The 13254-nt window shown below is 69.9% G+C and carries 11 protein-coding genes; 4 read left to right on the top strand and 7 right to left on the bottom strand.

Features of this window, described 5'->3' with window-relative positions:
• Window positions 1-18: 18 nt before the first annotated feature.
• The 3 genes from KL788_RS12080 (at window position 19) to KL788_RS12070 (ending at window position 2498) form a co-directional block, all read left to right on the top strand.
• Window positions 19-738 (top strand): glycosyltransferase family 2 protein, encoded by a 720-nt coding sequence (locus tag KL788_RS12080; protein WP_428846123.1) that lies wholly within the window; start codon window positions 19-21, stop codon window positions 736-738.
• A gap of 23 nt (window positions 739-761) precedes the next feature.
• Window positions 762-1139 (top strand): DUF2304 domain-containing protein, encoded by a 378-nt coding sequence (locus KL788_RS12075; protein ID WP_293171975.1) that lies wholly within the window; start codon window positions 762-764, stop codon window positions 1137-1139.
• A gap of 63 nt (window positions 1140-1202) precedes the next feature.
• The gene (locus tag KL788_RS12070) at window positions 1203-2498 is read left to right on the top strand and encodes a nucleotide sugar dehydrogenase (RefSeq protein ID WP_293171972.1); all 1296 of its coding nucleotides are present in this window, start codon (window positions 1203-1205) and stop codon (window positions 2496-2498) included.
• Here KL788_RS12070 and KL788_RS12065 read toward each other — a convergent pair.
• The 5 genes from KL788_RS12065 to KL788_RS12045 all read right to left on the bottom strand — a co-directional run bounded on the left by KL788_RS12065 (window position 2495) and on the right by KL788_RS12045 (window position 10693).
• Window positions 2495-4576, bottom strand: coding sequence for an acyltransferase family protein (locus tag KL788_RS12065; protein WP_293171970.1), 2082 nt, complete (start codon window positions 4574-4576; stop codon window positions 2495-2497). The two genes, KL788_RS12070 and KL788_RS12065, sit on opposite strands and share 4 nt — an antisense overlap.
• Complete coding sequence (locus KL788_RS12060) at window positions 4573-6096, bottom strand: DUF2142 domain-containing protein (RefSeq protein WP_293171967.1); 1524 nt, start codon at window positions 6094-6096, stop codon at window positions 4573-4575. The genes KL788_RS12065 and KL788_RS12060 overlap by 4 nt, the downstream gene beginning before the upstream one ends.
• The gene (locus tag KL788_RS12055; protein ID WP_293171964.1) at window positions 6093-7943 is read right to left on the bottom strand and encodes an ABC transporter ATP-binding protein; all 1851 of its coding nucleotides are present in this window, start codon (window positions 7941-7943) and stop codon (window positions 6093-6095) included. The genes KL788_RS12060 and KL788_RS12055 overlap by 4 nt, the downstream gene beginning before the upstream one ends.
• 357 nt (window positions 7944-8300) lie before the next feature.
• Window positions 8301-9656 (bottom strand): glycosyltransferase family 4 protein, encoded by a 1356-nt coding sequence (locus tag KL788_RS12050; RefSeq protein ID WP_293171961.1) that lies wholly within the window; start codon window positions 9654-9656, stop codon window positions 8301-8303.
• Window positions 9653-10693: a glycosyltransferase family 2 protein gene (locus tag KL788_RS12045; protein WP_293171958.1), complete on the bottom strand. Its 1041-nt coding sequence runs from the start codon at window positions 10691-10693 to the stop codon at window positions 9653-9655. Before KL788_RS12045 ends, KL788_RS12050 begins: the two co-directional genes overlap by 4 nt.
• 50 nt (window positions 10694-10743) lie before the next feature.
• Between KL788_RS12045 and KL788_RS12040 the strand changes: the two genes are divergently transcribed.
• The gene (locus KL788_RS12040; RefSeq protein ID WP_293171955.1) at window positions 10744-11640 is read left to right on the top strand and encodes a glycosyltransferase family 2 protein; all 897 of its coding nucleotides are present in this window, start codon (window positions 10744-10746) and stop codon (window positions 11638-11640) included.
• A gap of 32 nt (window positions 11641-11672) precedes the next feature.
• On the opposite strand, the gene KL788_RS12035 is transcribed toward KL788_RS12040, so the two are convergent.
• Window positions 11673-12437, bottom strand: a complete 765-nt coding sequence (locus tag KL788_RS12035) for an ABC transporter ATP-binding protein (protein ID WP_293171952.1) — start codon at window positions 12435-12437, stop codon at window positions 11673-11675.
• The gene (locus KL788_RS12030) at window positions 12434-13252 is read right to left on the bottom strand and encodes an ABC transporter permease (RefSeq protein WP_293173343.1); all 819 of its coding nucleotides are present in this window, start codon (window positions 13250-13252) and stop codon (window positions 12434-12436) included. The genes KL788_RS12035 and KL788_RS12030 overlap by 4 nt, the downstream gene beginning before the upstream one ends.
• Window positions 13253-13254 lie beyond the last annotated feature (2 nt).

Raw genomic sequence — 13254 nt, 5'->3', positions numbered from 1 at the left:
GTATCGCGTTCTGACACAATGGCCCCTATGGCCGACGCCACCCCTGCCGCGCCCGCGGCCCGCTCTGACCGGCGCCCCGAGGCTGCCATCGTCATCCCCCTCTACAACGAGGCGACCGTCATCGGCGGCGTCATCAGCGAGCTGCTGCAGCAGTTCGAGCGGGTCATCTGCGTCGACGACGGCTCGACCGACGACTCGGCCGCGGTCGCCGGGTCGGCAGGCGCGCGCGTGATCCGCCACCCGCACAACCTCGGCCAGGGTGCCGCGCTGCAGACCGGCATCGCCTACGCGCGGTCACTGCCCGGCGTGCGCTATCTGGTCACGTTCGACGCCGACGGGCAGCACCGCGTGGTCGACGCGCTCGCCATGCTCGACCTCGCCGAGCGCGAGCAGGCGGCCATCGTCTTCGGCTCGCGCTTTCTCGACGACCGCACGAAACCCGGTCTCGCCAAGAAGATCGTGCTCAAGACGGCCGTCGCGGTCACGAACCTCACGACCGGTCTCACCCTGACGGATGCCCACAACGGGCTGCGCGTGCTGCGCATCGACGCGGCGCACGCCGTGAACCTCAAGCAAGACCGCATGGCTCACGCGAGCGAGATCGTGGTGCAGCTCGGCAAATCGGGCCTTCCGTGGCGCGAGTTTCCGGTCGAGGTGCTCTACACCGACTACTCGAAGGCCAAGGGGCAGTCGCTGCTCAACTCGATCAACATTCTCGTCGACCTCGTCATCAACTAGTCACAAGAAAGGGGGCACCCGCTATGTGGTTTCAGATCATTCTCATCATCGCCTTGGCCGGCATCGCGGTCTACCTGGTGCGCTCGACGCCGAGCCCCCGCCACCTCGCCATTCGCCGACTGCTCGTGCTGCTTGCTCTCGCCTCGGGAGTCGTCGTCGTGCTGTGGCCCGGCCTGCTCAGCTGGCTCGCCTCGCTCGTCGGCATCGGGCGCGGCGCCGACCTGCTGTTCTACCTGGCCATCGTCGCCGGGCTCATCTACGTGGTCAATGAGTACAAGCGCTCGGTGCAGCTGACTCGCGCCAACACGCAGCTCGCGCGCGAGATCGCTCTGACCGAAGCACGCCTTGTCGATCGCATCGCCGAGCTCGAGGCGCGGCTGGCCGAGAAGCCCAGCACCTAGAATCGAGTGCTCGCGGGCATCCGTCGCCCCCTGCCACCCCTGAACCGTGAGGACCACCCGCTTGTGAAGATCGCCGTCATCGCCCTGGGAAAGATCGGCCTGCCTCTCGCCGTGCAGTTCGCCTCGAAGGGCCACGAGGTCGTCGGCGTCGACGTGAACCAGGCCACGGTCGACCTCATCAACTCGGGGGTCGAGCCGTTTCCGGGCGAGGCGCACCTGGCCGAGATGCTCGCCGAACTCGTACCGGCCGGCAAACTGCGGGCGACGACGAACTATGCGGATGCTGTACCGGAGGCCGACGCGGTCGTTCTGGTCGTGCCGCTCTTCGTCGACGACGAGGCGCGACCCGACTTCGGCTGGATGGATGACGCCACGAGCACCCTCGCAGCGCATCTGACTGCCGACACCCTGGTCGCCTATGAGACGACCCTGCCGGTGGGCACGACGCGCACGCGCTGGAAGCCCATGCTCGAAGAGGGCTCAGGGCTCGTCGAAGGCACCGATTTTCACCTCGTGTTCTCGCCCGAGCGCGTGCTCACGGGGCGTGTCTTCGCCGACCTGCGCAAGTACCCGAAGCTCGTCGGGGGTCTCTCAGAGGCCGGGGCCGCGCGCGCCGTCGCCTTCTACGAAGAGGTGCTCGACTTCGACGACCGCCCCGACCTGCCGCGCGGCAACGGCGTGTGGAATCTCGGCAGTGCCGAGGCCGCCGAAATGGCCAAGCTCGCCGAGACCACCTACCGCGACGTCAACATCGGCCTCGCCAACCAGTTCGCGCAGTACGCCGCGACGGCCGGCATCGACATCTACCAGGTGATCGAGGCCTCGAACTCGCAGCCCTACAGCCACATCCACCAGCCGGGCATCGCGGTCGGCGGCCACTGCATCCCCGTCTACCCGCGGCTCTACCTCTGGAACGACCCGGCCGCCACGGTCGTGCGCGCGGCCCGCGAGGCGAATGCGGGCATGCCCGACTACACGATCGGCCTGCTCGAAGGCGTGCACGGCTCGCTGCAGGGGCAGCGTGTCGTCGTGCTCGGGGCTGCCTACCGCGGCGGAGTCAAAGAAACGGCGTTCAGCGGCGTCTTCGGCGCGGTCGCGGCCCTGCGGGAGCGCGGCGCCGAAGTGTTCGTGCACGACCCGCTCTACACCGACGACGAGCTGGCCCGCTACGGCTGGCAGCCCTACCACCTCGGCGAGCCGGTCGACGCGGCCGTCGTGCAAGCCGACCACGCCGAGTACCGCGACCTGACGCCGGCATCGCTGCCGGGCATCCGCACCTTCGTCGACGGCCGACGCGTCTCGACGGCAGAGGCATGGCCGGGCGTCACCTACCGCGTGATCGGTATTCCCGGCACCTAGCCTGCGACCAGAGCGGCGGCGAGCTGTGGGGCGACTGCCGCGCTGCCCGACGTCGAGAGGTGCAGGGCATCTTCGAACGTGTACGGCGTGAGCGCGGTGGTCGTGCACAGTCCGTCGGGGCACAGGGCCGGCCAGAGATCGAGCACCGACGTCGCCGAGCCCTCGCGAGCGATCGACTCGAACACGCGCAGCATTCCGGCCTGACGATCAGCGGCCACCGACTCGGGGATGCTCTGGCCGCAGTCGCCCGCGACGACCGCGGGCAGCGAGCACCGCGCTGGCTCGAACGGGTAGGGCCCGCTCTCGGCGTCGAGATCGAAGTTGGGCGTGGGCCGCACGAGCACGACCGCGTGCCCGGCAGCCTCGAGGTCGAACACCGCGCCGCGCAACCACTGGGCGTGGGCCGCGAGCCGAGCATCCGACTCGGTCGTGAACCCGCCTGACCCGTCGGCCGTCGCGAAGTCGTCACCCGTGAAGTAATGGTCTGAGAACGCGAGCAGCACAACACCCGCCGGCTGATCGGCGACCGCAGCGAGCGCCGCCTCGATGACCTCGCGGCATCTGGCGCCCTGCTCCCACGTGCCGAGCGACTCGAAGGTGGCGTCGACACCCGTCCACGGGCATCCGCGCTGCGTCGTCATGGTGATCGCCGCATTCGCCTCGGCGGCGGCGATCGCAAGACCCTCGCTCAGGTGGTCGGCGAACGAATCGCCGAGCAGGTAGGCGGGCGGCCCCGATGCGTCGGCGTTCCACGTGCACTGCTCGGTGCCCGGCTGACCCGGCACGGCGAACGCGCTGCAGCCGGCCACCTGGGTCAGGTGTCCGGGGCGGTCGATGATCTGCGCGCGGTACTGCTGCACGCTCGGCAGCCAGAAGCCCTGCCCGACAGCGACGAGCACGAGCACGACGACGAGCAGGGGTGCCACGAGAACCCCGCCGACCGTCGCCGCCCAGCGACGCGCAGTGCCCGGCCGCAAACCGCGCAACGGCTGCTCGACCCAGCGGTACGACGCGAGGGCGGGCAGCAGCGAGAGCACTGCGGCGACCAGGATGACGAGTGGCGAGTTCGGCACGAGCAGACCCGCGAACACGATCACCGGCCAGTGCCAGAGGTACCACGAGTACGAGAGGTCGCCGATGGCCACCATCGGGCGGGTGCCGAGCAGCCTCGAGACGGGGTTGTCTGCTGCTGAGCCCGCGATGATGAGAAGCGCCGTGCCCAGCACCGGTAGCAGTGTCGTCGGGCCAGGCGTCGGCGTCGCCGCCGACAGCACCACGGCCGAGACGCCGACGAGCGCGAGTCCGAGCACGCCCGCCGCGGTGGCGAGGGATGCGCTCAGGCGGGTGAACACCGGCAGCACGAGGGCGATGACCGCGCCGACGGCGAACTCCCAGGCTCGGCCCGCCGGCCCGTAGAAGCCGAAGGCGAGGTCGAGCCAGGGGTGCACGATGATGCGCAGGGTCACGAGCATCGCCACGCCGAACGAGACGGCGAGCACCGTGCTCGTGATGATGAGGGGAGCACGGCGCGCTGCCGGGCCACCGCGACGCGCGAGCACCCAGCCGAGCACGAGCAGCAGCGGGAAGAGCAGGTAGAACTGCTCTTCGACCGAGAGCGACCACATGTTGAGCAGAGGATTCGACTCGGCGGGCGCATCGAAGTAACCGCCCGTCGTTCGCGCGATCACGAGGTTGGCCGAGAGCAGCAGGGCGCCGAGCCCGGTCTGCGCGGCCGTGGTCGCCATGCCGACCGACAGCAGCGCCGCGGCGAGCACCGTCGCAACCACGACGACGGCGAGCGCGGGCGTCAGCCGCAGAAAGCGCCGGGCATAGAACCGCCGCAGGCTGATGCGACCGTTAGCGAACCACTCGCGCTGCAACATGAGGGTGATGACGAAGCCCGAGATGACGAAGAAGACATCGACGCCCGCGAAGCCTCCGCTGAGCGGAATGCCCGCATGGTAGACCACGACGAGCACGACCGCTATCGCCCGCAGGCCCTGCACGTCGAGGCGCTTTGCCGCGCCCGAGGGCCGGTTGGGCGCCGGCACCTCGGGGATGCCCGGCAGAGCGCTCACGATGCCGCGAGCACCGCGGGCCGGGCGAGCGTGCGCACGAGAATCCAGACGAGCAAGGCGTAGGCGAGCGAACCGAGCAGCCACACAGCGTTCGGGCCGACCGGGCCAGCCCACCACCACTCGGCGCCCGCGTCGAGGTTCACGCCCGAGCCGTCGATGCCGGTGATGTAGCGACGCATGTTGAGGTGCAGTGCCACGAAGTGCGCGCCCGCGAGCGCAGCCACGATCGTGAACCGCTGCGGGGTCGAGAAGGTGATCTCCCCAGCGGTGCGGGTCAACACGAGCATGCCGCCCAGCATCACGATGAGGGGCAGCAAATAGCGGGGCTGCACCTGCTCGCCGATGAGGTCGCCGCCCGCCTGCAGCACATAGACCGGCAGAGCCACGAGCACGAGCACGAGCGCCGCGAGGGCGAGAGCCTTGCGGCCCCACATGCGCCCGATGCCCGCGAACCCGACCGCGACGAAGGCCGCGACCGCCGCGGCCGAGACGATCGCGGGCATCGAGGTGTCGAGCCAGCCGAGCGCCCAGTCGCCGAGGGCGCCCGTCCACAAGAACGGCACGTTGAGCAGGTTGTAGGCGAGCAGGCCGAAGCCCGTGAGCGCCGCCTCGGGCGCGCCCGAGCCTGCCACCGCCTCGCCGCCCGAGATGTTCGAGCCGCCGCCGAAGCCGCCGAGACCGCTCTGCGACTGGCGAGCCGAGAGAAAGAACGCGAGCGCCACGAGGCCCATGACGATTGCCAGCACGGAGTCGACCATGAAGGCGCGTCGCCGCACCGCGACGAGCACGAGCACGAGGGCGATGCCGAAGCCCGCGTAGAGCGCCGAATCGCCGCGAGCACCCGCCGCCATCAGCACGCTCAGCACGAAGAGCCCCCCGAGCGCGAGCTTGCGGCCGCGTTCGGTCGACCAGGGGGTCTCGAACCACCCCAGCAGCGCGAGCCAGCTCGAGCCGACACCGATCATCGCCCAGGCGCTGGGGTTGTTGGTGCCGAGCAAGAAGATGCCGAGTGGCACCGTCGTGATGAGCCAGCCCCACACGAGCGGGGCGCGCAGACGCAGCGGCAGCAGCATCCACAGGGCCACCGTGATCGCGACGAAGAGCAGCACGGTCAGCAGCCGCATGGCGAGAGCCGAGAGTTGAATGTCGTCGCTCGTCAGCACCCCGGTCACCGCGTAGTACACGGGCGGGTAAGCCCCCACGAAGTTGCCGCGATCAGACTCGATCGATTCGGTGACCGACCACGACCAGTCAGAGCCCTGACACGCCGCACTGCGGGTCGGGTCGTAGGCGAAGCACTCGATGTCGTCGAGAGCCACGGGCACGATGCGAGTCTGCGGCTCGCTGCCCGGCGCGCAGGTCTCGGCGGCCGTCGGCCCCGCGCACCACGAGCTCACGAGGTGGAAGTCGTCGTCGGGGCCGGCTCCGATCGGCGAGGCGAACACCCACGCGGTGAGCGTCAAGAGAGCGAGCACCGGCGCGAGCGCGAGCAGCGGGATGCGGCGCAGTCGGGCGATCACAGCGCGGCCTCGCCGGCAGGCGTCTCAGGGTCGGCCGGTTCGTCGTCGAACGACATGAGCTTCACGTACTCGGCGACCATCGGCACCGTGCGACGCACCGTCGCGAAGTCGCCTTCGGCCACGACCCGGCCGCCCTCGATCACCACGACCGTGTCGGCTCGCTGCACCGTGCTGAGCCGGTGGGCGATCACGATGATCGTGAGTTCGCCGCTCAGTGCACGCAGGGCCTGGCTGACGACGGCTTCCGTGGCAGCATCGAGACCGCTCGTGGCCTCGTCGAGCACGAGCAGCCGTGGGGCGACGTAGAGGGCGCGCGCGAGACCGATGCGCTGCACCTGCCCTCCGCTGAAGGCATCAGACTGCTTGCCCACCGGGGTGTCGATGCCCTCGGGCAGCGAGTCGACGAAGTCGAGCAGCTGCGCCTGCTCGAGCACGACGCGCACCCGGTCGCGATCGATGGCAGCGCGGTCGATGCCGAGCGCGACGTTGTCGGCGATGGTGCCGCTGACGAGGCCCGGCTTCTGCGGCACGTACGACACGAGGCCGGGGGCGGCGAGCCGCAGCGCGCGCGGGTCGAAACCGTCGATGGCGATGCTGCCCGAATCGGCAGAGCCGAGGCCGATGAGCAGTTCGACGAGCGTAGTCTTGCCTGCCCCCGAAGGGCCGATGATGGCGGCGAAGCTTCCGGCCGGAATCTGCAGGCTCACGTCGTCGAGGGCCGTGACCTCGGCGCCCGGGTAGCGATAGCTGACGCCCTGCACGTCGACGGCGAGCGGAGTCGAACCATCGGGCACCGCGAGGTCGGCGGGAGCCGCGGGTGCTGCCGGCAGAGGCGCGCCTCGCAGCTCGGCGAGTAGGGCTCGGGCCGAGGCCGACTGCTCGGTGTTGACCTTGAGGGCCGCGACGGCCGTCTGCAGCGGCAGGATGGCGCCCATGATGCGCACGGCACCAGCGAGAAACACACCGAGGGTGGCGAGGCCGCTCGCCAGCTGCCCGGTCAGCAGCTGCTGGCCGACAAAGACGACCACACCGAGAATGAGGGCCGTCTCGACGACATAGCGGGGCATGCCGCCGAGGAAGGCGAGCGTGGCCCCCGAGCGTGCGGCGCGGGTGCGCGACGCGCGGATGCGTTCGAGGTAGAGCTCGCTGCGACCGAGCACGGTGAGCTCGCTGTAGGTATCGAGAGTGTCGCCGAGCGCCCCGAGGGTGAGCTTCGTGCCCTCAGCAGCGTCTTCGCCCGCGCGCTTGAGCACGCGCGCGATGCCGGCCTGCATGCCCACGACGATGAGCGCGAAATACCCGAGAGCGAACACGGCGACGAGCGGATCGACGACGAAGAACGCCACCGCGACGATGACGAGCAGAAAGCCTTCGACGACGATGCCGGCGACGTTGTTGAGCAGACCCGTGAAGGTCCACTTGATCGACTCGGTCAGGCTGAACTGCAGCTCGTTGCGCGAGAAGCGGCGCACGTGCGTGAGCGACCCGGTCAGCAGGTGCGTGGCGAGCTCGGCCGCGTTGCGCGCTTCGATGCGCGCGATGAACGCGGTCAGGGCCCGCGAGAGCCCGATCGCGATGCCGGCCTTGACAACGAAGACGCCGAGCACGAAGAGCACGAGCAGCAGCAGCCCCTGGCCGTCGAGCTGCGGAAGCTCGACGCCGAACACGACGGTCGCGGCGCCGTCGTCGGCGAACTGCGTCGCGCCGAGGGCTGCGACGACGCCCACGAGCAGAATGCCAAAGACGTCGAGAAAGCCAACGATCGCCCGGGCGACGACGAGCCCCCAGTAGCTGAGGCGCTCGCTCGGCGTGAGCAGGGCGAGGGCAGAGCGGGCGGCAGACAGCACCGGTTCAGCGTACCGGTGCAGACGCGCGCGTCAGGCGTCTGCAGCGCAGCGCTTCCAGCGCGACGCGGCTCTCGTCGCCGGGGACCGCGAGGGGCGTTCCTCTTCACAGGGACTCGTGAATTCTAGGAACATCAGTCGACTGTGCTCGAGAGCTTCCTTGCATTCACGAGTCTGGGTGAACCGAGGCCGTTACCGCGCGACGCTCAAGGGCGCGCGCGGTAGCGAGCGCGGGCGGCTCGGCGGGCGGGGGCCGGCGGCTCGGCGGGCGAGGGCCGGCGGCTCGGCGGGCGAGGGGCGGCGGCTCGGCGGGCGAGGGGCGGGCGGTTCGGCTCAGCAGGCGGGCCGGGGCGGCTCTGCTTAGCGACCGAGGCGCTTGCGCACGCGCGACGTCACACCCGAGATGCCCTCAGCCCGCAGGTGGTGCAGGGTCATGCGCACCGTGTGGCCGAGCCCGGCGGTGCGAGCGGTGCGCGCGCCCACTCCCATGGCGTCGCGGCCCGGCGTCGCGTCGGCGGCGCGGCGCGGGTGGGCGACCGCCTCGAGCAGGGGCTGCAGCACGACCGACCACACGAAGCTCTCGCGCACGCGGGCGACGTTCGCGCTCCACTGCCGCACCTCGGCCGAGTCGGCGAGTACGCGGGTCAGGGCGTCGGCGAGAGCATCCACGTCGTTCGCCGGCACCACGAGACCGAGGCCCTCTGACTCGACGAGTTCAGCGAAGCCGTCGCCCTCGGTGACCACCATCGGCAACCCCGCCCACAGGTAGTCGAGAATGCGCGTGCGGAACGAGAACGTCGTCTCGACGTGCACGTGGTGGGTGCTGACACCCGCGTTGGCTTCAACGAGATACGCGCCGCGGCGGTCATAGGGCACCCAGGTGTCGTTGAAGACGACCTCGCGCCCCTCGAGCCCCAGCGACGTCGCCAGGTCGAAGGCCTCGCGCACGATGCCCATCTCATCGACGCCCGGGTGGCGAGTGCCAAGAAAGAAGAGACGGATGCCCGCCACGCGCTCGCGCGCGACCCCCACCGCGCGAATCAGGGTCAGCGGGTCGAACCAGCTGTAGACCCCGCCGCCCCAGATCAGCACCCGCGAGTCGGCGTCGATGCCGGGAACGACGCCGCGCATCCCGCTGCCCGCATCTGCGATGGGAGGGCTCGGCTCGAGCCCGAAGGGCACCACGGCGAGCAGCCCACGCAAGTCGGGGTCGTCGGCGTAGGTCGTGGGGCTCAAACGCCCGAGGCCCGCCAGCTGGCCGAGGTAGAACAGCCGCTGCCGCTCGCTCGCGCACAGCACCAGGTCGGCGCGCCGCAGCTGGTCGTTGAGGGCGTCGCGCGCCGTCGAGACACGCAGGGCCCAGGTGGCCGGCGGCAGCTCGCGCCCCTGCTCGAGCATCTCGAGGTGCATGGGGTCGTAGGCGTCGGCGATGAGCATGCGGTCGGTGCGTGCGATCGTGCGGAACTGAGTGTTCGCGTAGCCCTGGAACACCACGACCTCGGCCCAGCGTTCGTGCGCCGCGATGCCGCGCTCATCGCCGGGCGCCACGAAGAACATCTCGACCGGCGGCGACGGATGCTCGGCCCTCGTCGTCGACACCAACCTCACCTCGTGCCCCGCGCTCTGCAGCGTGAGCGCCATGTTGAGGGCACGAATGGCCGGGCCCGCCATGGCCGCAGCCAGCGGGTCGCCCGTGATGATCAGCACGCGCGTCATGCTGTGCCCTCGCGCGGCGGGTCGGCGAGCGTCATGACCGGCAGCTCGCCGGCGGGGGTCACGAGATCGCGCAGAACATCCATGGCGCCCCGACTGTAGCGCCCGTAGCGGCCCGCGACCGCACCGGCGAGCACGGCGGGCACGCGCGCGACACGCACTCGGGGCAGGCGGGCCCGGCGCGCCTCGTGCGCGGCCTTCGCATCGAGCTGCGCCTGCACGGCCGCAGGCAGGCCGAGGGCGCGGCCGCGCTCGGCCAGCAGAGCCGTGCGGTGCGCCAGTCGCGCGGCACGCTCAGCACGCGGCTCGCGCAGGCGGGCGAGCTTGTCGGCGAGGCCGGGTCGCCGTGCCCCGATCTCGTTGGCGCCGTGCTGGCGATAGTCGATGAGCGGCTCGGGCAGCAGTCGCACGCGACCGACCGCGGCGGCGACCGTCGCGAGCCACTCGTCGTGCACCCACTCGGCAGGCACCGGTGCCGCGCTCTCGAGCAGTGAGCGCCGCAGCATGACCGTGGCGCCCGTGACGAGATTGCGGCGCAGCAGCACGGGCAGCGCCTCACCCGCGGCAAGGCCCTCGCGCTCGGCTCGCGTCGCCTCGAGAGCGTCGAGCAGCGTGTTGCCGAGCGGCACGCCGTCGCCGTCGACGAGGCGCGCGTCCGTGTGGGCGAGCAGCAGCTCGGGGTCGGCCGTGAACGCTGCGGCGAGGGCGGCGAGCTTGCCGGGCATCCACTCGTCGTCCTGATCACTGAGCGCAATCAGGCCGCCGCTGCACGCAGCGATCGTCGCGGCAAAGTTGGCCGTCACCCCGAGCGCAGGGTCTCGGCGAATGATCGTGAGGCTCGACGGCAGACTCGAGTCTGCGGCGAGAGCGGCGGCATGCTCGCGCTCGATGACGGCGACCGTGCCGTCGGTCGAGGCGTCGTCGCCCACCACGAGCTCGAGCGGGGCGGGGCGCTGGTTCAGGATGCTCTGCACCTGCCGCGCGACGAAACGCTCGCCGTTGCGCGTGCACATCGCCACCGAGATGCTCGCGTCTGCCACTCGGCCAGCCTACGGGTGCCCCGACGCGCGCTACTAGGATTCGAAGCATCATGACCGGGGGTGACGTGCAGTCGAACGCGCAGGCCGGCGAACCCGGCACCGCCCGCGTCGCCGTCGTCACGGTCGCCTACCGCTCGAATGAGGTGCTGCCGGGCTTTCTCGCCTCGATCGCGGGGGCGAGCAGCGAGCTCGTGCACACGGTCGTCGTCGACAACCGGCCCGACGCCGACTCTCGGGCGGAAGAACTCGCCGCCGAGATCGGTGCCGCCTACGTAGCTCAGCCGAACAACCCCGGCTACGGGGGCGCGATCAATGCGGGCGTCGCGACCCTGCCCGACGAGGTGCACTGGGTGCTTGTCAGCAACCCCGACGTCGTGCTGCACCCGGGCGTCATCGACGCGCTCGTCGCCGTCGGAGAGAGCGATGACCGCATCGGCGCGATCGGCCCCGCGGTGCTCAACCCCGACGGCACCGTCTACCCCTCTGCCCGCCGCGTGCCGTCGCTGCGCACGGGCGTGGGCCACGCGCTGTTCGTGAATCTCTGGCACGACAACCCGTGGACTCGGCGCTATCGGGCCGACGACGAGGCCGTCGCCGCTCGCGATGCCGGCTGGCTCTCGGGCGCCTGCCTGCTCGTGCGCCGTACGGCGTTCGACGAGCTCGGCGGCTTCGACGAGCACTACTTCATGTACTTCGAAGACGTCGACCTCGGCTACCGCCTGGGCAAGGCCGGGTACCGCAATCGCTTCGAACCCGGCGCAGCCGTGACGCACGTCGGCGCGCACACGACAGCGAGCGACTCGAGCGTCATGATTCGGGCCCACCACGATTCGGCTCGGCGATTCATCAGCCGCAAGTACGCCGGGTGGCACCTGTGGCCCGTGCGCGCGGCGCTCGGCGTCGGGCTCAGCGTGCGATCAGCCGTGCTCGCGCGCGGCTCGCGGTGACGCGACCCGGCGCGCTCGTCACACTCGGGCCGCTAGCTCGCCTCTGACTCGATCGAGTCTTCATAGGCCTCGACGACCTCGTCGGCCGCCCCGAGCGCCCGCAGCCGGCCGCCGTGCAACCAGGCGACGTGCTGGCACATCTCGCGAATCTGGGAGAGCGAGTGCGAGACCAGAATCACGGTGCGACCCTGGCCCGTGAACTCGAGAAACTTCTTGCGCGACTTCTCGCGAAAAGCCCCGTCACCGACGGAGAGAATCTCGTCGACGATGAGAATGTCGGGCTCGGTGTGCACGGCAACAGCGAAACCGAGCCGCACATACATGCCCGACGAGTAGTTCTTCACCGGCTGGTCGATGAAGGTCTCGACGCCCGAGAAGTCGACGATCTCGTCGAATCGCGCCGCCACCTGTTTGCGCGTGAGACCCAAGATCGAACCGTTGAGAAAGATGTTTTCGCGCCCGCTGAGTTCGGGGTGAAAGCCAGAACCGACTTCGAGCATCGACGAGACCCGGCCGTTGAGCACGACGCGCCCCTCGTCGGGCTGGTAGATGCGCGCGAGCATCTTGAGCAGCGTCGACTTGCCCGAGCCGTTGCGGCCGACAAGGCCGAAGGTCTCGCCGTGCGGCACCGTGAACGACACGTCGCGCACGGCCCAGAAGTCGTCGGCGACGATGCGCCGACCACGCATGACGGCCGACTTCAACGTCTGGTTGCGCTCGTGAAACAACCGGAACTTCTTCGACACCCCGTCGACGACGACCGCGGCCTCGTCGGCGCGCGCGGATTCCCCGCTCACAGCAGCTCTGCCAATCGCCGCTCGTGCCGCGAGAACACCAGGTAGCCGAGCGCGAAGACGACCGAGGCCGCCACGATCGCTGCGAGCCAGTCGAGCGGGCCGGGCAGGGTGTTGTCATAGAGAAGGGCGCGGAACAGCTCCACGATGTGCAGCATCGGGTTGAGCTGAAACACCGTGACGACCCAGGCCCCCGACTCTTCTGCGGCCGACTCGACGAGCGAGAACGGGTAGATGATCGGCGTCAAGAACATCCACATCGGCAGCAGAACGTTCACGAAGTGCTGGGTGTCGCGAAAGTGCACGTTGACGATCGCCAGCATCATGGCGAGGCCTGTGCCGAACATCGCGAGAATCACGACGGCGACCACCACGAGAGGCAACCACGGCAACGGGAAGCCGCCGAAGATCCAGAGCGCGATCGTGAGCACGCCGAGCTCAACGCCGAAGGTGATGCCCGTCGAGAGCGTGACCGACAACGGCAGGTGCATGCGCGGAAAGTAGACCTTCGTGATGAGCCCGGCATTGTTCGTGATCGAGGCGACACCGCCGTTCACGATGCGCGTGAAGTAGGTCCAGGGCAGCAGGCCGCACATGAGCCACAGAGCATAGATGTCGAGCCCGCTGGGCTCGCCCGGCGGCGGCGGCACGCGCAGCAGGAACGAGAAGACGAGCGTGTAGACGAGCATCGTGGCGAGCGGGTTGATGATCGACCAGAGCTGGCCGAGCGCGGTTCGGCGGTACTGGCCCTTGACCTCGCGAATAGTCAGGTTGAGCAGCAGCTCACGAGTGGCGATGAGCTCGCGACCATAGGTCATGG

The organism is Microcella sp., from assembly GCF_019739195.1.
Lineage (GTDB): Bacteria > Actinomycetota > Actinomycetes > Actinomycetales > Microbacteriaceae > Microcella.
Note: the sequence above shows the minus strand (reverse complement) of the source record. Positions and strands in the feature narration are given on the sequence as shown.